We start from the raw sequence: 20,526 nt of genomic DNA, 5'->3' as shown, positions 1-20,526 counted from the left end.
CTCCCACGACTAATTGAACAAAATCCGAAGGATTTTATAGCCCTTCGTGAGCTTCGCTCACTACGGAGTCATGGGCTTTCTGCCGAAGGATTCGTGAATAAAAGAGTGTATAAAAATATAATGGTTAAAACCCAAGGGCAGATATGAACTCACTTTCAAAATTATCATGACTACTTAATTCAATATATTTCGTATTTTTTGCCAACTTATCGGCTTCATTTCTAATTTTTTTAGATAGTAAAGCCATTATAGTCCCCCTTCCAGCAGCATTATCAATACTCAATATATTATCCAAATCCGGTAAAAGTCCGATAATCTTTGCATTTTCAACATCGATATGACATCCAAATGCTCCAGTAACATATACATTAGATATATCTTCCATACTTATTCCATATTCATAACAGAGAATTTTTATTCCTGCATATATTGCCCCTTTTGCAAGCTGTACTTCCCTAATATCGCCCTGTGTGAAATAAATAGAATCTTCAATGATAAATTTATTTTCCTTTAAGTTTTTATGTTCTCCAGTAAATCTACCGGTTTTATTAATTAATCCGGATTTTAAAAATTCAGCTACAATATCTATTATTCCAGACCCGCATATTCCAATAGGGGGCGTTTTATTTCCTATGGTCTCATAGTATATGTTATTTTCATCTATTTTTACTCTACATACTGCCCCCTCTCTAGCATTTGTCCCATGCTCTATGCTGACACCCTCAAATGCAGGACCTGCTGCACATGAACAGGTTAATAACTTTTCTTTATTCCCTAAAACAATTTCCCCATTTGTGCCAATATCTATAAGGAGACTTATATCATCTTTTTTATGCATTTCAGATGATAAAATTGCTCCAACTGTGTCTGCCCCAACATAACCTCCTATTATCGGAAGTGTGTAAATGTATGCGTTTCTTAGGTTTAGCCCCAACTCTTTTGCAGGAAGATATGGTGAGTTTTTAAATGTTGGAACATAAGGATGGGTTGCAAGATTTTTTGGGACTATTCCATAAAAGAAGTGTATCATAGCAGTGTTTCCTACCACACTAACTTCATAAATATTATCCATTTTTATGTTATTGTTTGAACATAATTTTGATATAGAATCGTTTAATTCAGTTATAAGTGTTTTTTGCAGTAAAATTCCGTTGTTGTATGCTATTCTTGAAACAACATCTGCCCCAAACTGCCTCTGAGGATTTAAAAAAGAAATATTATCTAAAACAATACCTTTAGAAATATCAACAAGATATACAACAACAGATGTAGTCCCAATATCAATTGAAAGCCCATAAATTCCAGAAAAATCTTTTTCTACATTAACGACATTATCTCCCTTTAATATTAAAGTTACTTCGTCCGATAACTTCATAGAATTAAGCTTATTTATTGCATCTAATGTTAGGTTATAGTTAGATGATTCCAATACTGTTGTAGTAATTTTATTTATTCCAATATCGGGGTTTAAAGACATCGGATGAAATCCCTCGAGATTTTGTAGCTCACCTTTACATTGTTCGGTAATTGAACAAACTCTTCGAGTTTGTAGCTCACCAACTTCGTTGGTGATATCCTTACAAACCACACCTTGGAAATTTGGAACATTAATTGATATGTCCCCATAAACTTTTGCCACACATGCCAGTGCATACTCATCTTCCACAATACTATCCTTATCAATATTTTCTAAACCTTTCTCCACTAAAACTTTACACTTACCACATTTCCCCGTTCCACATGGAGCATCAATATAAACTCCCGCTTTTATCGCTCCTTCAAGTATTGTGGTTCCTTCTTTAACTTTAATTGATTTTTTAGTTCCATCCTCTTTTATGTATGTAATATTATACATCATAACACCCCCCATAATGCACTAACGCCTCTAAATTTTTCTTTGGAGCTCCCACTGGGAGGCTACATCCAGTGGACAATATGAAATCACCACCCTTAGCTTCCATACATTTCTTTACTTCCATTTCTACTTTATCTACTTTTGAATAATACATCATTGAAGGGTCAATATTTCCAAAAACAATTAAGTCTTTAAATGCCTCAAAGGCTTTAGAAATATCTAAATTATCATCAAAGCTTATAATTTTTGTTCCTGTTTTTTTAACATCATCTAATATTGGGTTTATGTCTCCACACATGTGTAAGATGGGAAAATCACATGCCTTCATTACTTTTTTTATCGGTTTAAAAGCAAATTTTCTATAAAATTCTGGACTAATAAGGGAGGAAGATGACACCGCATCAACAACAAAAGGGTGTGCAATCTCATTTATATCTTCTATAACAATTTTGGATATCTCTGTAGTTTTTTTAATCAAATCCTTAGCAAATTTTTCATTTTTTATTAAATCTATCATAAATCTATCAATGCCTCTCAGAATTGCTGCAAGAGTAAATGGGGCACTTACGCTTACAAATGCCGTATTATTTTTTGAGTTGCAGTATTCAATTGCCTTTCTGTATTCGGGAATTCTCCCACCATCTAAATCAATCGTTAAACTATCCAAATCAAAATCTTCATCCATCTTCCCATAGCCCTCAGATATACAGCTCCAATCGTACAATCCCATGGCTTCCACTTCAACATATATATCTGAGGAAAGATGGATAATATCATGGCCAAAATGTTCCTTTGCCTTACAAAGTGCTTTACCAAAAATTTCCCCATTTCTACAAAAATGGTGCTTCTTACCGCATCCATAAAGTTTTGCAATATAACACCCACCCATTGGTGCTATCAAAGTTCTATTTTTAACTTCTTCTTCAATGTCAATCATAATCCACCCTCGAGTTAATTAATTTAATAATGTTTTTTTCGGGAGTATTGGGAAGCAACTCACAACCTGTCGCTATTATGTGCTGTTTTCCCTTATTTTTTATAACCTGATTTATTTTAGAGTCTATGCAATCATTCAGCATATCCTTAGGCTTTATATTTCCCATCAATACACAGTCAAGAGCTCCTACAACACCCAAACTATCTTCAAAACTTAAAACATCGATATCCAATTTTTTCAACTGGTCAATAATTGGAGTTAATTCGCCACATATATGTAAAAATACCGGAGCTCCGTAAGATTTTATAAATCTAAATATTTTTTTTAAATAGGGTATTCCAAACTCTTCATACATCTTTGGTCCAATGAATGGAGCAGTGGGGTCTCCTAAAAATGGAATTCCTTCATTTTCTATAATTATTCCAATATTTTCTTTGAGATATTCCACATAATTGTCCATTTTTGAATGAATTTCTTCTTTTTTTAAATAAAGATTTATCATGAAGTTATCGTCAATTGCAGATAGGTAAGATATTGGACAGTCCAAAGCAACAGTTATATATGTATCTTTTATTTTCCTTCCCAGTATTTTTAAAGTTTCAATTTCTAAACTTACATTTTCATGTATTAATGTGATTAAATCTGGTTTATATCTCTCATATAAATTTAAATGAAAATTAAACAGTTCTTTGTCTTTGTTTAATGAAAGATTTAAAAAATATGGGCTTATTATTGGGACGGAGGGAATATTGGTCCCCCCATCAAGGACACTATCAATTCTTTCTTTTGGCGTCATAAAAACACCCAATCCATCTTTAAAAAAATATGGTTAAAATTGTTGGTATTGTTAAATAACATCTTAATATTTATCGGATTTTTACTAGATTTTTCCATAGACTTCTGATGCTTCAACTATTGCCTTTACATTTTCTTTCTTAGATTCTAATGGTATTTCACAACCCGATGCAAGAATAAATCCTTTTGGATTGTCTGATGCGTATTCTATTGCCTTTTTGCATTCATTAATGACTTCTTCCTTACTTCCAAGGTATATGGTGCTTCCAGGATCTATATTTCCAATTATACCTACTTTTTTACCTACTTTCTCTTTCATTTCTTTTAAATTAACATTGGCATCAACACTTAAAAAATCTGCCCCGGTTTCAGCCATAAGGTCATGTATTGGATTTGAGTCCCCACAAATATGCAATACTGCTGGTAATCCACGTTTGTGTATTTCATCTACAATCTCTTTGGAGGGATTTAGTGCAAACTCCTCATAAAATTTCGGGCTTATTAATGAACCAGATGCTATTGGATCACAAATTAAAGGTATCGCTCCCCTATCCATGCATGCATTTATAAATAATTTTGAGGTTTCTGTTGCCAGTTTTATTTCCTCTTTAACAACATCTGGATTCATTACCAAATCCATCATCATACTCTCTGCTCCGTGAACATTTCCCGTTATTGTAAATGGTCCTGGGACACACATTCCAATAAATACTTCATTTCCAATTTTTTCCACAAGATGCTCAATACATTTTAAAAATTCGGGCATTCTTCCGTCTTTTTCAGGATTCGGAATGGATATCTCATCGAGTGATACATGCCTTTTAACTACTGGGACATCATTATCAAAATACTCCAATTCACAACCCATGGCCTCAGCTTCTATACTTAAATCCGTTAATATTGTTACCAAATCTGGTTTAATCATGTTGTATGTGTATTCTAAGGATTTAGCCAATTTAGTTCCATCTTTTGCAATTTCATTTACGGTATACCCTGCCATTCTTCCAGCAAAGTTTCCAATAAGTGGGGCCGCAGGTATTCTATCAATACCGCTTCCAGTAATTGCCCCTAAAAGTCTTTCTTTTGGAGTCATTTTTTTTCACCTATTTATTGTCCATTATTTCGTTTTTTATAGAGTTCTTTGGCAACATTTAACGCTTCGTTAGCATTTTCAGTATATGCATCTGCACCTATTTCTTTTGCAAAAGCAGAAGATACCGGACCTCCACCTATCATTACTATAAATTTATCCCTAACACCTTTTTCTTCCAGAATACCAATAACTTTTTTCATATTGTACATTGTGGTTGTCATCATTGTAGACATCATGATTATATCTGCGTTATTTTCTATGGCATAATCTACGAATTTTTCACACTGTACATTTCTACCTAAATCATGAATTTCAAAACCTCCTGCTTCTGTCATCATTGCTACAATATTCTTTCCTATTTCATGAATATCTCCTTGAATTACGCCCATTACAATCTTAGCAGGAATATCGTCTTCATCTATTATTACATGTGGTTTTAAGACATCTACGGCTTTATTCATGGCATTTGAGGCCATTAATACTTCTGGAACGAAATACTCTTTTTCTTCATATTTCTTACCGACTAATTTCATGCCTTCACACAACCCTTCAATTATGGCCACCTGTGCAGGAATTCCAGTTTTTAATGCATCATGCGCTGCATTCAAGGCTCCATTTTCATCTAGATTTACAACAGATTCTGCAAGTTTATTTAAAATTTCAGCACTCATTCTATCGCCCTATTAGATTTTTTAATGTACTATATAATTATATCTTTGGTAATATTGTTATTTTATTTTATATATATTTTTCTTTTTACATATTTTAATGATAATATCTTGATTAGAAAATCTAATATCATAATCAATTGAAAGGGAGCTCCGAAAAAATTGTTTAGTTTATGATTTGGAATATTTTAGTGTATAAATATATTGTAACCATAATTGCTATTAATATCTCGTATAAATTATAAAATAAGAAAATAAGGTCTATATGTATAAACCATTTGTTTATATGGGCTAACGGTTAAAACTAATCTTTTTGAACACACGATAATATTTCATCTAAATCGCAGTTTATAGATTTTGACATTTTTATAATTTCTTCCTGTTCATTGCTGTATCTTGGTATTAAATGAAAATGAACATGTGGAATTTCCTGACCTGCAATTGGTTTATTATTATTTAAAATATTGTATCCTTCATAATTTAATGGTTTTAATAATTTTATTACTTCTTTAATAGTTTTCATTAAATCCATTAGTATGTTGTCAGGGAGCTCCTCAAAAGTTTCATAATGAGATTTAGGTATTATAATTGTGTGCCCCTTGGTTTTTGGATTGACATCTAAAAAGGCAATTGTAGTATTTGTTTCATAAACTATTTTTGCAGGTATTTCTTCATCTACAATTTTACAAAATATGCACATTTTTCCACCATAACTATTTATATATAAACTACCATTCATATTTAAGACAATAATGATATGGTAATTATAGTATATAATTATTTTTTTATGAAACACAAATTGTGGTGTGTTCAAAAAATTTGTTCAATATGGGCCATAATATTAAATAAAATTTTAAAAATATCGGTAATAATATATTTGCAACAAGTTTTTGAACATATTATATAGAATAATAAAATAAACTAATTAGCTCATATTAATATAACAATGAATATAAAATAAAAAAAATAGGTGATAAATTGCAGAAGAAGCCAATGGCGCCACAGCAACCCACAAGAGTTAGAACTCCAAGGGAAGAAAACAATGAAATATTGGGAATAATAGAGCAAATGCTTGGAGCAAGTAGAGTAAGAGTAAGATGTATGGACGGACATACAAGAATGGGTAGAATCCCAGGAAAATTAAAAAGAAAAATATGGGTCCGAGAAGGGGATATCGTAATAGTAGTGCCTTGGGAGGTTCAATCCGACCAGAAATGTGATATTATTTGGAGATATACAAAAGGACAGGTAAGCTGGTTATCTAAAAAAGGATATTTAAAACAAGCATATGATTAAAATGGGGGATATTATGGAAAACCCCAATAAACAGGAAAAACGACTGGATAACGAATACCAGAAAAAAATAATTGAAAGAAAAAAGAAATTTTTGGAAGATTTCAAAACTGAAAATAGTGTATTTGATAAAAAAACCCAGTTGGCACTGTTCGGACTTTTAAATGCAAATCATGTTGATGAATATCTTGGAATAATTAATTCTGGAAAGGAATCAATAGTATTTTTAGCAGTTAAGGATAATAAATATTGTGCTGTAAAAGTTTATCGAGTTTCAACCTGTGATTTTAAAACTATGTGGAAATATATCCAAGGAGACCCACGATTTCATTTAAGAAAGAGCTCCACCAGACAGATAATACATGCCTGGGTAGATAAAGAATATAGAAATCTATTAAGAGCAAATAAATATGTAAATAGCTCAAAAGCAATATTAAAACGGGACAATGTAATGTTAATGGAATTGGTGGGCGATGGAGATATTCCAGCCCCTCGATTAAAAGATTACAATGGAGATATAGATTACTCCAAATTATATAATACCATTGTGGAAGATTTAAAAATATTATACAATGATGCCCAAATTGTTCATGGGGATTTATCGGAGTATAATATATTGATTAAAGATAATGAGCCTGTTTATATTGACTTTTCCCAGGGTGTTGTAATACAGCATCCCCTTTCAAAATCTTTATTGATTAGAGATATAAAAAATGTTTGTAATTACTTTATTAAAAAAGGAGTTTCCTGCAATTATAAAGAATTATTTAAATATATAACTGGGGAGGAGCTCCGACCAATTGAAGAAGAATTAGCAATAGGATATTAATTTTTATATTAATTTTTATATATTTTTTATTAATTTATAACTCAGTATAATATAATACAAATATTTTTTTAAAATAAAAAATTTTAATAATATAGTTTTAAGTGATAATTATGGATACAGCTATGAATGTTGAAGTTTTAAAAATTCCAAAAGAAAGAATTGGAGTTATAGTAGGAAAAGGCGGAGAAATTAAAAATAGAATAGAAAAAGAATTAAAAGTAGAAATTGATATTGAAGAAGATGGAGAAATAACAATATTTTCCACAAAAGAACAGGAAGACCCACTGGCAACTTGGAAAGCAAGGGACATAATAAAGGCAATAGGCAGGGGATTTAATCCTGAAAAATCATTAAAATTAATTTCTGATGATTATATTATTGAAATAATAGATATTACAGAACATGCCAGTTCAGATAATGCTGTCAAAAGATTAAAGGGAAGAGTAATCGGAAGTGGTGGAAAATCCAGAAGATATATTGAAGAATTAACTGATACAGATGTATCTGTTTATGGAAAAACAATTGCCGTATTGGGAGATTATGAATCTGTTCAAATAGCAAAAGAAGCCATAAATATGATATTAAGGGGAAATTCTCACTCTAAAATGTATAAATACCTTGAAAGACATAGGCAAGATATTAAAAGAAAAGAATTGGAACTTTGGAAATAAATTAATTAAATATTATAATTTACTTCTTTTTCCTCGGAGCTCCTTGATTTTTTTAATCATAAGCCCGTTTTTGTTATTGTCCTCATCATTGTCAGAAGTTTCATTGCCCTCTTTTTTTTCATGTGTTTCTTCAATATACCTATCTAAAAATTCATTATCCTCTATTAATTTAATAATCGGAAAATCTGTATTTTTATCAAATTTTTTTCCTAAAAATTTTTTTCCAATTACATAAACTTCGGCACTAACAGAACGGGAGGCTTTAGGTTTTGTGGTTTGGACTTTTTTAAAGTATTTTGTTAATAATTGGACATACTGGTCAAATAAACTACCTTGGAATACTTTTACCACAAAATTACCGTTTTTTCTTAATAAATGAGTTGTAGCAATTAGTGCCATTAAAGATAATTCAATAGAACGAGAATGGTCAACTTCCCAAACTCCACTAATATTCGGTGAAGCATCGCATATTACAACATCAGCCTTAGAGGGCATTAAATCTATTATTTTATTTATTGTTTCTTTTTTAGTCATATCGCCCTGAATAGCTACAATATTTTCTTCCCTTAATGGCTTTACTTTTTGTAAATCCACACCAATTACAAAGCCATCTTCCCCCACAAGGTCATAGGAGGCTTGCAACCAACCACCGGGGGCACAACCTAAATCCACAACATTATCTCCTTCGTAAATTATTTCAAATTTTTCATTTAATTGAAGTAATTTATATGATGCTCTTGAACGGTAATGATTTTGTTTTGCAAGTTTGTAGTAAAAATCGTTTTTTCTTTGCATTACCCATCGTTTATCTTTTTTTCCCATTGTATCACAGTTAATTTTGATTAATTTTTAAATTAAATAAAAATATTATATATCATAAAAACATTATGTAATATTGTTAATAATGAAAAATAATAAGAATAATAATATAATCAACTAAAAATAATAATATAGTATTTATTATAAATTATTTTATTATAGTATAAAATAAGTATTATTTATAGTTAATCTTCAATAACTATCCCTTATCCATCCTATCGTAAAAATTCCTCTGGAATTTTGAGGTCGTAAAAACTCCTTCGGAGTTTTGAGAAATTATTAAATAAAATCTCTTCGAGATTTTATACAAAAGCATAGCTTTTGTAAACAAAATCCTTTTAGGATTTTGTACAAAATCGAAGATTTTGTAAATGAATTTCTTTATTTATTGGTAATGGAGTAGAGATTTTAGCTTTTCATTATGGGATCTCTAAATTTTTCTCTGAAAAATTTATACGATCGTAAAAATCGCTTTGCGATTTTGAGACGGTTTAGTGAAAAAGGCCAAAGATTGACTATATATTTATAGATAATTTATTAATAATTATATGCACATATATACATATACATATAATTGGAGTGATATCATGGCTAAAATTTATGTTGAATGTCAAGACGAAGCAGGCCAAAAAATATATGATAAAATAGTTCAAACTGCACTTGAAGATTTGGTAATCGGAAAATCATTAATTGAAGTAAAAATGATATGTATGGAAGAAGAGCCACTATTTATTATTGGAGCTCTCCCAAAAACAACATCAAAATTAATAAAATTAAGAGATATTGTTAGTTTGGAGGAATCAAAACCAGACGAAAAAGACCCAAATAAAACAATATCTTTGCTAAAAATAACAGATGAAACTTATGCCCATGAATTGTTTGATAAAATAAATATAATAGACCAACCATCAAGATTTGAATTACTAACTGATTCGGATATTGATTTGGATATGGTTATTCATGATGCAAAGGATGATTTTAAATTAAAGATATTGGACTTTATGAATAGAGTATTTCCTGAGGGTATGCGGGTTAGAAAAGCATATCATGGAAAAAGTCTTGTTATGATGGCATCAGAAACACCGTATAAAGAAGAATGGGTTAAAATAGCAATGGATTTAAAGAAAGAATTGGAAGAAAAAGTATAATAGAATATAATAAATAGGAAGATAATAAAAATATATAAAGGAAAAATATGTCAGGAACTACAAGAAAAAATATTAAAATAGGCGGTTGTGTTTCAATTGTATTGAAAAAAGACCAAAAATCAGGCAAATTAACAAAAGGTATAATTAAAGATATATTAACAAAATCACCATCGCACCCCCATGGAATTAAAGTTCGTTTAACTGGTGGCGAAGTGGGTAGGGTTAAAAAAATATATGAAACTGAGAATATTTAAATTTTAGATGATAAAATGAGCAAATATATAAAACTGTTAATATTGTGTTCCCTATCTTCAATGATATTATTTGCTGGATGTGTGGGGACAGCAGATGGGACAAATAACAATGAAAACCATGAGATAAGTTTAAATATTACAGACAATACGGTTATGCTTGAATTTTATGCCGACTGGTGCGGATATTGTAAGGCCCTTGAACCTACAATAAAAGACCTTGAAAATGAAGGAATTGAAGTAATAAAAATAGACACAGATAAAAATCAAAATTTGGCAAATCAATATGGCGTAAGGGCATTGCCTACCATCGTATATATTAAAGATGGAAAAATTGTTGATAAAACCATTGGATACAAGCCAGAGGAAATAAAGGAAAAGGCAAAAAAGATATACAATAACTAATTACTATTTTTTTATTTTATATTTTCGACCTCTGGGAGAAAATATTTAAAATCTCCTGATTTTATGTATATTTTCGACCTCTGGGAGAAAATATACAATATCCTTTGGATATTGAACAAAAGCAGAGCTTTTATATTTAAAATCTCCGATTTTATAGATTAATTTTTTTATTTTATGGGTGGAAATATGGATTTATTTTTAATATTCATTGCGGGGATTTTTACGGCATTAGGTCCTTGCGTAATGACTGTATTACCTATTGTATTTGCATACACATTTGGAATTTCCGAATCTAAAACCGAGGCATTTATAATATCTTTAAGTTTTGTTCTGGGATTTTCCATAGTTTTTAGTTTATTGGGTGCAGTTTCGTCAATATTTGGAATTATGATAGGATTTTCAAAAATAAAGTATTTGGCAGGGATAATTGCAATATTATTTGGAATAACAATATTGTTAAAAAAAAGATTTTCATTTAGGTCAAAACAGAATATATTTGTAAAAATTATAAAAAAATTAAATGAAAAAACATCATTTAAATATAAAATATTAACTTCAATTATATTGGGTATATCATATGGATTTGGCGCAAATGTATGTGCAGACCCAGTTTTAGCCGGTATATTGACATATACGGCCTCAAAAGAAGATATATTATTTGGATTTTTTGCACTGTTAATTTATTCTTTGGGATATGGTCTTCCCATTATATTATTAAGCACATTAGGTATGGAGGGCAAAAAAATTATTGAAAAAATTTCTAATTTTGAAATAATCAATATAATTTCTGGGCTAATGCTTATAATATTGGGGGTTTATTTGTTAATTCATTAACATTAAATTCTATGCATATATTTGAAAATATTTTCATGTTGTGCTATTACCTTAACTCCTATTTCTTCACCTGCTTCATTTAATTCCTTTTCAATGTCCATAAAATTTTTTGCAGATGTTGAAATATCTACAAGCATTATCATTGTAAATAAGTCATCCATTATAGATTGTCTAATATCTAATATATTTACATTGTTTTTAGCTAAAATATTGGATATATTTGCCACAATTCCTGTCCTGTCCTGTCCGGTTATTGTAATTACTACTTTTTCCATAAATTTTCACTCGATTATTTTATTTTATATTATTTTAATATTTTTTAGTTTATTTTAATATTTATTTTATATTTAATGTGAGAAATGTTTTAAATCGTAAATATTTAATTTCATTCCTTTTTTATTTTCTAAATGTTCCTTTTCAGTTAAAAGACCTGCGGCATCTGCCCTACATTGCTGACAAGCTCTAAATTGTTGTAAATGTTCTTCGCTTTCGTCCCTTACCTTACTTATTTCCTCACAGGTTGGTTTGCTTAAATGGTCCATTTTATACATTGGTATAAGAGGGATTACATTTTGCAAATATGCAATATCTTCAAATTCTTTTGCAATATCTTTTACATGGTTTAAATTTAATTCGGGAATAAGAACCGTGTTAATTTTTACGACTAGTCCTTCCTGATCTGCTTTTCTAATTCCTTCCTTCTGATTTTTAATTAATAATTTTGCTCCATCAATGCCTTTGTAGGTTTTCTTTTCATAATATACCCAATCTACAATTTCTTTAAGTATTTCTGGGTCAATAGCGTTAACCGTGGTTGTAATGGTTTTTATATTCAAATCCGCTATTTTTTTAACATATTTTGGAAGCAATAATCCATTTGTAGATAAACATTTTACTAAGTCTGGAAATTTTTCATCAATAATTTCAAAAGTTTCAAAAGTTTCTTTATTAAATAAACTATCTCCTGGACCTGCAATACCCACAACTTTTAAATTTGGCATTTTTTTAAGTGTTTCAGTCATATATTCCTCAACTTCTGATGGCTTCATTATACGACTAGCTACTGCTGGTCTATCTTCACAGCATTCGCTACCCACACTTCGCCTACAAAACCTACATGCAATATTACATTTTGGTGCTACTGGAAGATGCACTCTCCCTATTTTGTGGTGCAATTTTTCATTATAGCATGGATGTACTTTTGTAGCATGGGCAAATTTTGACCTTCTACTTTCTTTTTCTTCTTCTGATGTTGAATATACATCTTTAATAGTTACCTGTCCTATCTCATCTGTTGTTTCCATCTTATCTCCTCCGTTTAAGGGAGCTCCTTTATATTATAAATATTACTTATGCACCGATATATTAATTTATATAATACCATATCGTATAATCTTATAAATAATTTATTGCTATTTTTTTAATAAATTATTTTCTTCTACAATCTTTTAATTTCTTCTTTTAGGTCTCTCCTGAGTTTGCCTTCTATTTTAAACCATATGTCCCTATTAACTGGTAATCAATACCAATACATATAGAATGGTGAATATAATATTTAGATAGTAATATATATTACACCACATACTTTACTTAAATATATTTTTGACACACTGGCAGGAGCTCCCGGGCAAAATATTCAAAGTAATATATAAGTTGAGCCATTGGATTTGGGAAATATTGTAAATTTATTGACATTATATAATATTAACAGGATAGATGATATATTATGAAAAAAACAACATATAACAAACTTATAAGGGATAAAATTCCAGAGATTATTAAAAAAAGCGGTCATAATCCAATAATATATACTGCGAATGATGAAGAATATATAAAACGATTATATGATAAATTAATAGAAGAAATTGAAGAGTTTAAAGAAAATCCATCTTCTGAGGAAATGGCAGACATTTTAGAAGTTTGTGATGCCATTATGTCATATTTTAGAATGAGCTCCGAGGAGGTTATAAAAGTAAAAAATAAAAAATTCAAAGAAAGAGGAGGATTTTCAAAAAAACTTATTTTAAAAGAAGTAATTAGAGATGATTAATATGGGATACGATTGCGAAACATTAAAGGTAGTATATCAGGAATACCAAAGAATAAAGGAGCATTTAGGACATAAACCTAATAGAGTTGAAATGTTTAGGCATATAGATAATAACCTATATCAAAAAATCAGGATTAATTCTAAACTCAATATATTTAGAAATTATTTGGGTTTTTTAGATAAATTTGGGGAGCTCCCTAAGGAGGAAAAGGAAGTCCAAGAAATTGCAGGAGATTTTTTAAATATGATGGAAAGAACACGAATGACGAAAACCTATAAAATCCCCCTTTTAAAATCCTTTATAAGAAATAATCACATATCTTTAAAATGCGGTGAGGAAGATATTTACAGAAGCTTTAAAGAATTTTACGATAATCCAGAGAATTCCTTAGATATGGAACGGCATGAGAGAACCAAAAATTTTAAAAAATGGGATAAATGGAAATATATAAAATTAGCAAAGGAAAATCCAATAAGGTTTTTGATGAAAACAGAAAGTGAATATTTTAAAATGGATGGCAATTACTTTTGCTTAACTGAACAGTTGAAACCAGTTGTAGATAATAAAATCTTTGTGGATAATTACAAAGATATTTTAGAGTTCAGGCGTTTGGAATATTTTAGGCATCATCGTTTATTTTAATCAACATAAAATAATAATTTAAATTATCATAATTATAAGCATTATAACTCATTTCCACATGTATGGTGAAATAATTATGTAAGTTTTCCTGATAAAAATGAATTGCAAGGTGCATTAAAAGGATACCTTGAATCTGGGGAATATAGGGTAGGGGATTATCGAGGAATAGGAAATGCGGGATTGGTATTACTTGGAAACATTCCTAAGGAATTTCAGAATGAATATAAAAATGTATTCTCAACACTACCAGACATTTTCAAAGAATCTGCATTGTTAGATAGGTTTCATGGATTTATTAAAGGATGGGAGCTCCCAAGAATTAAAGAAGGGTTGAAAGCAGAAGGTTGGTCATTTAATGTGGAGTATTTCACAGAAGTATTGCATCGATTAAGGGATGATATACAGTATAGGGCAGTTGTAGATGATATTTTGGAAATACCACCTAATGCAGATACAAGAGACATAGAGGCTATTAAACGATTATGCACTGGATTTTTAAAGATACTTTTCCCTAATGTGAATAAAGCAGAAGACATTGAAAGAGAAGAATTTGAAAAATACTGTTTAAAACCTGCTATGAAAATGAGAGAAATTATAAGATATCAATTATACTTAATGGATAAAGAATATTCTAAACAAATTCCAAATATAAAAGTTAAATAGGCTGTTAATACACTTAAAGAAAATAAATATGAAAATTTAGGCGAATTAGAAGCCACTATCGGAGACATCTTAGTAATCGTTGATATTTTATTTAGCGTATTCTTTCAAACTTTTTTATCTTCGAATTTACGATGCATGCATTGATATTTTTTTAGTAAATCATACTATATGAGAACCAGAGGAGGATTATTCCCATGCAAGAATGTTTATAATCCTTAAAATTCTCTTCTTTAACAAGTGATTTAATACATAGCCACTATTACTCATATTGCTTTAACAGTATGATAATCTAAATTATCATAATTCAAATTATCATATCAATTGTAAATAATCTTCATTTTTTAAAAACCGAAGGTTTTTAAGACAGAAGGGGACTTCTTGCGGAATGTGTTAAATGTAAATATAGTTAATGGAAAATTTTTTTATAAAATAGTAGAGCAATATTCGGAAAAGAAAAATATATAATGTATTTTTATGAAAATCGAATGATAAACCGCTAAAAAAATTTCAATATAATAATTATGAAGAAGGATTGGTGGTGGAATATAGGATTATTTCATATTATTTCTGGGAGCTCCACAGTAAATTTAATATTTCAAATTTATATGGCTTCGAAGAATATATAAAAAGAATGTATCTGGTTTGATTATACTCGCCAGATAAAAGCAAAAATATATATACTGGAAAAATAATACAATTATATGGATTTGTGGGGCGCCATATTCACATATCGAGGTGTCATTATGGAATTGGATTCATTTTTGATAACAACTACAAATGAAATTCCTGGAATAGAGCTTTATTATATAGATATAGTTTCAGAAGTCGTGGAAGGCCATGATATGGATAAATTGTTAAAAATAATGGAAGAAAAAGCAAAATCTATGAAGGCTATTGCCATAATTGGATTTAAAACCACTGCCATATACGATGGAAATAATGTAAAATTGATGGGATATGGAACCGCTGTTAAGGATATTGAAGGACAGTGGGCAGTAGATTAATAAAAACCCATATATTATTTTTTTTTATTTTTTTATAAATTAATCTAACTTAATAACAATGTTTCTTTATATTATTGTGAGTAATTTCTTTTAATTTCTTTTTTTATATTATTTAATTACTTTAAATTACATATTGTCAAAAAAACTACTGTTATTTATACTTTTCTAAATGATTTAAATCAGAATATATATATTATACTAACACCATATGTGTTGTTGGCGCCCCACAAAACTACAATAAATTGATATGGTTTTAACCATTATTTTTTTATTGTGAAATTGAAATAATATAAATAAAATAAAAAAACTTGGGAAGAGGTAATATTTATGGATTTTAACCCACCAGATAAAACAGTTGAATTGGCAGGAAATGTAGGAGGATATAAAGGAAAGTTAGGAGCTAATCAATTATTTTTAAGAGGAATTATGGGAGGAGCATATATCGCCATGGGAGCAGGACTTTGCACAATATGTTCTACTGGAGTATCCCAATATCTTGGATTAGGAATTGCAAAGCTTATAGGTGCAGCAGTGTTCCCGGTTGGACTTATATTAATTATATTGACTGGTATGGAACTTGTTACTGGGGATATGATGCTATTACCTGTGGCAATATCTCAAAAAAAGGCATCATATTTCCAGCTTTTAAAAGTCTGGTTTTGGGTATATTTTGGAAACCTCATAGGTTCTTTAATATATGTTGCAGTGATGGTATATGGCCCACTTAGATCATTTAATACTACAACTGGCGAATGGGCAGTTAATTCGTTTGGTCAAACTGCAATTAAAATAGCTGAAGCTAAAGTCCTTCCCTACATGGCTGGCGGAGCATTAGGATGGCTTTCCTGTCTCGTAAAAGGTATTGGATGTAATTGGCTTGTTAACCTTGCAGTTATGGGCTCTTTGAGTGCCACAAGTGTATTTGGTAAATTCCTTATGATATGGTTCCCAATAATGGCGTTCGTAGCATCTGGATTCGAGCACAGTGTTGCAAACATGTATTTTATTCCTGCTGGAATGATGCTTGGTGCAAATGTGTCCTTTTCAGGATGGTGGTTATGGAATGAGTTACCTGCTACAATAGGAAACATAATTGGGGCAGTAATATTTGTATCAATGGTGTATCACTATGCATATGGTAAAAAAATTTAATATAGACAATGTTATAAAGCATGCAAAAACAATGCCTTCCGCCGCATTATCTTTGATAATCTGGTCGGCAATAACAATATGGGCCACAATAATTTCCAAAGATATATGGGTATTATTATGTGCATTACCATTTATTATAGCATTGACGATTATTCCTTTGATAATCTCAAAAATGAACAATAACATTTCTCAGGAATTAATTCCCGAGTATGAAAAGAAGCTATCTACAACTAAAATAGGCGATATTAACAAGGAAATGTTAAACCAGCAGGTTAAAGTTGTGGGGACCGTGGAAAAAATAACATATGGTATTTCTCCAAAACCTACGATTAGAATTAAGGACGAAACTGGAAAAATATTATCTCTTCTTATCGTTCCACTTCCTGAGGGAGTAAAAAAAGGAGATAAAATAGCACTATATGGAGTTATATCAAAACATTACAAATATTTTGGATTTATGGGAGTACCAAAACTGTGGAAACCAAAAATTTTTGGAATTGGAGTTAATAAGCTTTAATCTATGTATATGTCCAAATATGTAATCTATAATATGTAATACAATAAATTATATACTATAAACACAAAAACCATATATATGCTGGAGGTTATACTTTGAGTGACGATGCAAAGCCTAAGAAAAAACTTGCAATTATTAGTTGCATGGATACCAGGTTGGTTAATTTTCTTTCTGAAAAACTAGGAATAGATCGAGGAGATGCCAAAGTAATTAAAAATGCAGGAAATATGATAATGGACGATACATTGAGATCACTTGTGGTAGCCATATACCTACTTGATGTGGATAAAATCATGGTAGTCGGACATACGGACTGCGGAATGAAATCAGTTGATGTCAATGATGTCAAAAATAAAATGCTTGAAAGAGGGGCAAATCCATATTTCACTCCGAATTTAGAGCAATGGCTTGGCAAAATTGATTCTGAGGAAGATAATATCATTAAGGGAGTAGATTTAATAAAAAACCATCCAGCAATTCCAAAAAATATGGATGTTCGAGGATATATATTGGATATTGATACAGGAAGTCTAAACCAATTATGTTAATATAAATAATGTGTATGAAGCATTTGCCGACACACACATATATATGAGTCACCATAGATACATAAATACTTTTTATTTAAATATTTATTTTGAATATTTATTTTGATTTTAATATAATAGTTAATTACATCAAATTAATAATTAGGCACCATATATTATTTACGAACCCTTGTGGAGTAGATAATAGAAAAAAAAATACCAAAAGTTTCCCAAAAACTAAAATATAATATAATAAATTAAATAATCCAATAAGTTAAAAGAAAGGTGGATATAATGACCGAATTTAAAATGGTCCATACAGTATGTCCATACTGCGGATGCGGATGCGGAATAGATTTGACCGTAAAAGATGATAAAATCGTCGGGACTCATCCGTTTAAAAGACATCCAGTAAATGAAGGAAAAACATGTATTAAAGGAAATTACTGCCATGAATTTGTTCATAGTGACGAGCGACTAAAAAAACCATTAATTAAAAAAGATGGTCAATTTGTTGAATCCAGCTGGGAAGAGGTTTTGGATTTAATTGCAAGTAAATTAAAGAAATATACTCCTGATGAAGTGGGTTTTTTCTCATCTGCAAGATGTACGAATGAGGATAATTATATATTCCAAAAATTTTCAAGAGCAGTGATGAAAACAAATAATATAGATCATTGTGCGAGAATTTGACACTCTGCAACTGTTGCAGGTCTTGGGGAAGCTTTTGGGTCTGGTGCCATGACAAACTCAATTGAAGATATTGAAGAAGCAAATTGTATATTTATTATAGGTTCAAACACATTTGAACAGCATCCGATAATTGCGAGAAGAATAATTAGGGCAAAAGAAAACGGAACTAAGGTCATAGTTGTTGACCCGAGAAAAACGATGACTGCCCAGCAGGCCGACATATTTCTCCAAATAACTCCTGGAACAAATGCTGCCATATTAAATGGTTTGATAAATGTAATAATAAAGAATAATTTAATCGATAATGAATTCATAAAAAATAGGACAAAAGGATTCGCAGAGTTAAAAAAGTCTGTGGAAAAATACACTCCCGAATATGTTTCAAAGATTTGTGGGGTTTCACCTGAATTAATAGTGGAAGCGGCAAAAATATATGCAACTTCTGAAAAGTCATCGATATTATATTGTATGGGCGTGACTCAGTTCATACATGGTGTAGATAATGTTAAATGTTGCTGTAATTTATCATCTATAACGGGAAATATTGGAAAAAGAGGAACCGGAGTTAATCCATTGAGGGGACAAAACAATGTTCAGGGGGCCTGTGATATGGGAGCTCTACCTAATGTATATCCTGGATACCAAAAGGTAAATGTCCCCGAAATATATGGTAAATTCGAAGAACTTTGGAACACCGAATTAAGTCATGATGTGGGACTCACAATTTCAGAAATGATTGAAAAATGCGGAGATGAATTAAAATGTCTGTATATAATGGGGGAAAACCCAATGGTTTCTGACCCAGATATAAACCATTTAGAGCATGCATTTGAATCCCTAGATTTCCTCATTGTTCAGGATATATTCCTAACCGAAACAGCCCAAATGGCAGATGTTGTTTTACCCTCTGCGTGTTGGGCTGAAAAGGACGGAACATTTGCAAATACTGAAAGAAGAGTTCAGAAAATAAGAAAAGCAGTAAATCCACCAGGGGAGGCCCTTGAAGACTGGATTATAATTAAAAAACTTGCTGAAAAGATGGGATATGGCGAAATGTTTAACTATACTTCGCATGAGGACATATTTAATGAGATTAGAAAAGCTACGCCACAGTATGCAGGAATTACCTACGGAAGATTAGGCACAGATGGCATTCACTGGCCATGTAAAACAGAAGATAGTAAAGGAACTCCAATACTACATACTGAAAAATTCCTTACGCCAGATGGAATAGGTAAATTATTTGCCATCGAATATGGGGAAGCCGCAGAGCTTCCAGATGAAGAATATCCGATGATTTTGACCACTGGAAGGATTGTATTCCACTACCATACAGGAACAATGACGAGAAAATGTAAGCACATTACCTCAGAGATAAACGAGGGATTCGTAGAAATACACCCCGAAGATGCTGAAAAATTAAACATTAAAAATAATGAACTTGTCAAGGTTTCATCTAGGAGGGGCGAAGTAAAAGTTAAGGTAAGAGTCACTAAAAATATCAAAAAGGGAGTGGTATTTATGCCGTTCCACTTTGCAGAAAGTGCCGCAAACCTATTAACTAACACCGCAGTAGATCCAAACTGTAAGATACCAGAATTTAAAGTATGTGCAGTTAAAATTGATAAACAATAATCATATAAATTTTTTTATTTTTTTATATATTCGAAATGGTGATG

The 20,526-nt window shown here is 30.6% G+C and carries 23 protein-coding genes and 1 pseudogene; 15 read left to right on the top strand and 9 right to left on the bottom strand.

From position 1 onward, the window contains the following. Window positions 1–124: 124 nt before the first annotated feature. The 6 genes from MAEO_RS02990 to MAEO_RS02965 all read right to left on the bottom strand — a co-directional run bounded on the left by MAEO_RS02990 (window position 125) and on the right by MAEO_RS02965 (window position 6,048). Window positions 125–1,858: an ASKHA domain-containing protein gene (locus tag MAEO_RS02990; protein ID WP_232202540.1), complete on the bottom strand. Its 1,734-nt coding sequence runs from the start codon at window positions 1,856–1,858 to the stop codon at window positions 125–127. Then, on the bottom strand, window positions 1,848–2,792 hold the full coding sequence (locus MAEO_RS02985; RefSeq protein ID WP_011973317.1) for a uroporphyrinogen decarboxylase family protein: 945 nt from the start codon (window positions 2,790–2,792) through the stop codon (window positions 1,848–1,850). The genes MAEO_RS02990 and MAEO_RS02985 overlap by 11 nt, the downstream gene beginning before the upstream one ends. Beyond that, window positions 2,785–3,588 (bottom strand): uroporphyrinogen decarboxylase family protein, encoded by an 804-nt coding sequence (locus tag MAEO_RS02980; protein WP_011973316.1) that lies wholly within the window; start codon window positions 3,586–3,588, stop codon window positions 2,785–2,787. The genes MAEO_RS02985 and MAEO_RS02980 overlap by 8 nt, the downstream gene beginning before the upstream one ends. 84 nt (window positions 3,589–3,672) lie before the next feature. Next, window positions 3,673–4,680 (bottom strand): uroporphyrinogen decarboxylase family protein, encoded by a 1,008-nt coding sequence (locus tag MAEO_RS02975; RefSeq protein ID WP_011973315.1) that lies wholly within the window; start codon window positions 4,678–4,680, stop codon window positions 3,673–3,675. A 14-nt stretch (window positions 4,681–4,694) separates the two neighbouring features. Further along, window positions 4,695–5,351 carry a corrinoid protein gene (locus tag MAEO_RS02970; protein WP_011973314.1) on the bottom strand — a complete coding sequence of 219 codons (657 nt, stop codon included), beginning with the start codon at window positions 5,349–5,351 and terminating at the stop codon, window positions 4,695–4,697. A gap of 301 nt (window positions 5,352–5,652) precedes the next feature. Then, a complete protein-coding gene (locus MAEO_RS02965; RefSeq protein ID WP_011973313.1) occupies window positions 5,653–6,048 on the bottom strand; it encodes an HIT family protein in 396 nt (131 codons plus the stop codon). Window positions 6,049–6,341: 293 nt separating this feature from the next. On the opposite strand from MAEO_RS02965, the gene eif1A reads away from it, so the two are divergent. From eif1A to MAEO_RS02950, 3 genes are all read left to right on the top strand, one after another. Further along, window positions 6,342–6,644 carry a translation initiation factor eIF-1A gene (gene eif1A / locus MAEO_RS02960; RefSeq protein ID WP_048062462.1) on the top strand — a complete coding sequence of 101 codons (303 nt, stop codon included), beginning with the start codon at window positions 6,342–6,344 and terminating at the stop codon, window positions 6,642–6,644. Between the two features lie 13 nt (window positions 6,645–6,657). Next, window positions 6,658–7,470, top strand: coding sequence for a serine protein kinase RIO (locus MAEO_RS02955; RefSeq protein ID WP_011973311.1), 813 nt, complete (start codon window positions 6,658–6,660; stop codon window positions 7,468–7,470). Window positions 7,471–7,580: 110 nt separating this feature from the next. Next, on the top strand, window positions 7,581–8,141 hold the full coding sequence (locus tag MAEO_RS02950; protein WP_011973310.1) for a KH domain-containing protein: 561 nt from the start codon (window positions 7,581–7,583) through the stop codon (window positions 8,139–8,141). 12 nt (window positions 8,142–8,153) lie between these two features. Here the strand turns inward: MAEO_RS02950 and MAEO_RS02945 are convergent, their stop codons facing one another. Beyond that, window positions 8,154–8,963, bottom strand: coding sequence for an RlmE family RNA methyltransferase (locus MAEO_RS02945; protein WP_011973309.1), 810 nt, complete (start codon window positions 8,961–8,963; stop codon window positions 8,154–8,156). Between the two features lie 584 nt (window positions 8,964–9,547). On the opposite strand from MAEO_RS02945, the gene MAEO_RS02940 reads away from it, so the two are divergent. The 4 genes from MAEO_RS02940 to MAEO_RS02925 all read left to right on the top strand — a co-directional run bounded on the left by MAEO_RS02940 (window position 9,548) and on the right by MAEO_RS02925 (window position 11,598). Then, window positions 9,548–10,108, top strand: a complete 561-nt coding sequence (locus tag MAEO_RS02940) for a methanogenesis marker 17 protein (RefSeq protein WP_011973308.1) — start codon at window positions 9,548–9,550, stop codon at window positions 10,106–10,108. A 47-nt stretch (window positions 10,109–10,155) separates the two neighbouring features. Continuing rightward, the gene (locus MAEO_RS02935; protein ID WP_011973307.1) at window positions 10,156–10,362 is read left to right on the top strand and encodes a YwbE family protein; all 207 of its coding nucleotides are present in this window, start codon (window positions 10,156–10,158) and stop codon (window positions 10,360–10,362) included. A gap of 15 nt (window positions 10,363–10,377) precedes the next feature. After that, window positions 10,378–10,764, top strand: a complete 387-nt coding sequence (locus MAEO_RS02930; RefSeq protein ID WP_011973306.1) for a thioredoxin family protein — start codon at window positions 10,378–10,380, stop codon at window positions 10,762–10,764. Window positions 10,765–10,950: 186 nt separating this feature from the next. Continuing rightward, complete coding sequence (locus tag MAEO_RS02925; protein ID WP_011973305.1) at window positions 10,951–11,598, top strand: cytochrome c biogenesis CcdA family protein; 648 nt, start codon at window positions 10,951–10,953, stop codon at window positions 11,596–11,598. Window positions 11,599–11,600: 2 nt separating this feature from the next. On the opposite strand, the gene MAEO_RS02920 is transcribed toward MAEO_RS02925, so the two are convergent. Together MAEO_RS02920 and MAEO_RS02915 are read right to left on the bottom strand one after the other, a co-directional pair. Continuing rightward, window positions 11,601–11,873 (bottom strand): ACT domain-containing protein, encoded by a 273-nt coding sequence (locus MAEO_RS02920; RefSeq protein ID WP_011973304.1) that lies wholly within the window; start codon window positions 11,871–11,873, stop codon window positions 11,601–11,603. Window positions 11,874–11,945: 72 nt separating this feature from the next. Beyond that, entirely contained in the window at window positions 11,946–12,902 is a 957-nt protein-coding gene (locus MAEO_RS02915) for a radical SAM protein (protein ID WP_011973303.1), read from the bottom strand. Window positions 12,903–13,324: 422 nt separating this feature from the next. Between MAEO_RS02915 and MAEO_RS02910 the strand changes: the two genes are divergently transcribed. The 8 genes and pseudogenes from MAEO_RS02910 to MAEO_RS02870 all read left to right on the top strand — a co-directional run bounded on the left by MAEO_RS02910 (window position 13,325) and on the right by MAEO_RS02870 (window position 20,482). Beyond that, window positions 13,325–13,648, top strand: a complete 324-nt coding sequence (locus tag MAEO_RS02910; protein ID WP_011973302.1) for a nucleoside triphosphate pyrophosphohydrolase — start codon at window positions 13,325–13,327, stop codon at window positions 13,646–13,648. A gap of 1 nt (window position 13,649) precedes the next feature. After that, entirely contained in the window at window positions 13,650–14,291 is a 642-nt protein-coding gene (locus tag MAEO_RS02905; RefSeq protein ID WP_048062362.1) for a hypothetical protein, read from the top strand. An 87-nt stretch (window positions 14,292–14,378) separates the two neighbouring features. Further along, window positions 14,379–14,954, top strand: a pseudogene (locus tag MAEO_RS02900) (BREX system Lon protease-like protein BrxL); the annotation flags it as partial. 743 nt (window positions 14,955–15,697) lie between these two features. Further along, window positions 15,698–15,958, top strand: a complete 261-nt coding sequence (locus MAEO_RS02895) for a selenium-binding protein (RefSeq protein WP_011973299.1) — start codon at window positions 15,698–15,700, stop codon at window positions 15,956–15,958. A gap of 327 nt (window positions 15,959–16,285) precedes the next feature. Further along, complete coding sequence (locus tag MAEO_RS02890) at window positions 16,286–17,110, top strand: formate/nitrite transporter family protein (protein WP_011973298.1); 825 nt, start codon at window positions 16,286–16,288, stop codon at window positions 17,108–17,110. After that, window positions 17,088–17,627: a hypothetical protein gene (locus MAEO_RS02885; RefSeq protein WP_011973297.1), complete on the top strand. Its 540-nt coding sequence runs from the start codon at window positions 17,088–17,090 to the stop codon at window positions 17,625–17,627. Before MAEO_RS02890 ends, MAEO_RS02885 begins: the two co-directional genes overlap by 23 nt. A 95-nt stretch (window positions 17,628–17,722) precedes the next feature. After that, a complete protein-coding gene (locus tag MAEO_RS02880) occupies window positions 17,723–18,175 on the top strand; it encodes a beta-class carbonic anhydrase (protein ID WP_011973296.1) in 453 nt (150 codons plus the stop codon). Window positions 18,176–18,448: 273 nt separating this feature from the next. Further along, window positions 18,449–20,482 (top strand): formate dehydrogenase H subunit alpha, selenocysteine-containing, encoded by a 2,034-nt coding sequence (locus MAEO_RS02870; RefSeq protein ID WP_011973295.1) that lies wholly within the window; start codon window positions 18,449–18,451, stop codon window positions 20,480–20,482. Window positions 20,483–20,526: the final 44 nt, after the last annotated feature.

Source organism: Methanococcus aeolicus Nankai-3, assembly GCF_000017185.1.
GTDB lineage: Archaea > AGJL01 > Methanococci > Methanococcales > Methanococcaceae > Methanofervidicoccus > Methanofervidicoccus aeolicus.
This window is presented reverse-complemented; position numbering and strand designations above follow the sequence as displayed.

Excerpts from the sequence above, each read along its gene's own strand:
- MAEO_RS02990 (WP_232202540.1), bottom strand. The coding sequence starts at position 1,858 with ATGATGTATAATATTACATACATAAAAGAGGATGGAACTAAAAAATCA.
- MAEO_RS02985 (WP_011973317.1), bottom strand. The coding sequence starts at position 2,792 with ATGATTGACATTGAAGAAGAAGTTAAAAATAGAACTTTGATAGCACCA.
- MAEO_RS02980 (WP_011973316.1), bottom strand. The coding sequence starts at position 3,588 with ATGACGCCAAAAGAAAGAATTGATAGTGTCCTTGATGGGGGGACCAAT.
- MAEO_RS02975 (WP_011973315.1), bottom strand. The coding sequence starts at position 4,680 with ATGACTCCAAAAGAAAGACTTTTAGGGGCAATTACTGGAAGCGGTATT.
- MAEO_RS02970 (WP_011973314.1), bottom strand. The coding sequence starts at position 5,351 with ATGAGTGCTGAAATTTTAAATAAACTTGCAGAATCTGTTGTAAATCTA.
- MAEO_RS02965 (WP_011973313.1), bottom strand. The coding sequence starts at position 6,048 with ATGTGCATATTTTGTAAAATTGTAGATGAAGAAATACCTGCAAAAATA.
- eif1A (WP_048062462.1), top strand. The coding sequence starts at position 6,342 with ATGGCGCCACAGCAACCCACAAGAGTTAGAACTCCAAGGGAAGAAAAC.
- MAEO_RS02955 (WP_011973311.1), top strand. The coding sequence starts at position 6,658 with ATGGAAAACCCCAATAAACAGGAAAAACGACTGGATAACGAATACCAG.
- MAEO_RS02950 (WP_011973310.1), top strand. The coding sequence starts at position 7,581 with ATGGATACAGCTATGAATGTTGAAGTTTTAAAAATTCCAAAAGAAAGA.
- MAEO_RS02945 (WP_011973309.1), bottom strand. The coding sequence starts at position 8,963 with ATGGGAAAAAAAGATAAACGATGGGTAATGCAAAGAAAAAACGATTTT.
- MAEO_RS02940 (WP_011973308.1), top strand. The coding sequence starts at position 9,548 with ATGGCTAAAATTTATGTTGAATGTCAAGACGAAGCAGGCCAAAAAATA.
- MAEO_RS02935 (WP_011973307.1), top strand. The coding sequence starts at position 10,156 with ATGTCAGGAACTACAAGAAAAAATATTAAAATAGGCGGTTGTGTTTCA.
- MAEO_RS02930 (WP_011973306.1), top strand. The coding sequence starts at position 10,378 with ATGAGCAAATATATAAAACTGTTAATATTGTGTTCCCTATCTTCAATG.
- MAEO_RS02925 (WP_011973305.1), top strand. The coding sequence starts at position 10,951 with ATGGATTTATTTTTAATATTCATTGCGGGGATTTTTACGGCATTAGGT.
- MAEO_RS02920 (WP_011973304.1), bottom strand. The coding sequence starts at position 11,873 with ATGGAAAAAGTAGTAATTACAATAACCGGACAGGACAGGACAGGAATT.
- MAEO_RS02915 (WP_011973303.1), bottom strand. The coding sequence starts at position 12,902 with ATGGAAACAACAGATGAGATAGGACAGGTAACTATTAAAGATGTATAT.
- MAEO_RS02910 (WP_011973302.1), top strand. The coding sequence starts at position 13,325 with ATGAAAAAAACAACATATAACAAACTTATAAGGGATAAAATTCCAGAG.
- MAEO_RS02905 (WP_048062362.1), top strand. The coding sequence starts at position 13,650 with ATGGGATACGATTGCGAAACATTAAAGGTAGTATATCAGGAATACCAA.
- MAEO_RS02895 (WP_011973299.1), top strand. The coding sequence starts at position 15,698 with ATGGAATTGGATTCATTTTTGATAACAACTACAAATGAAATTCCTGGA.
- MAEO_RS02890 (WP_011973298.1), top strand. The coding sequence starts at position 16,286 with ATGGATTTTAACCCACCAGATAAAACAGTTGAATTGGCAGGAAATGTA.
- MAEO_RS02885 (WP_011973297.1), top strand. The coding sequence starts at position 17,088 with ATGCATATGGTAAAAAAATTTAATATAGACAATGTTATAAAGCATGCA.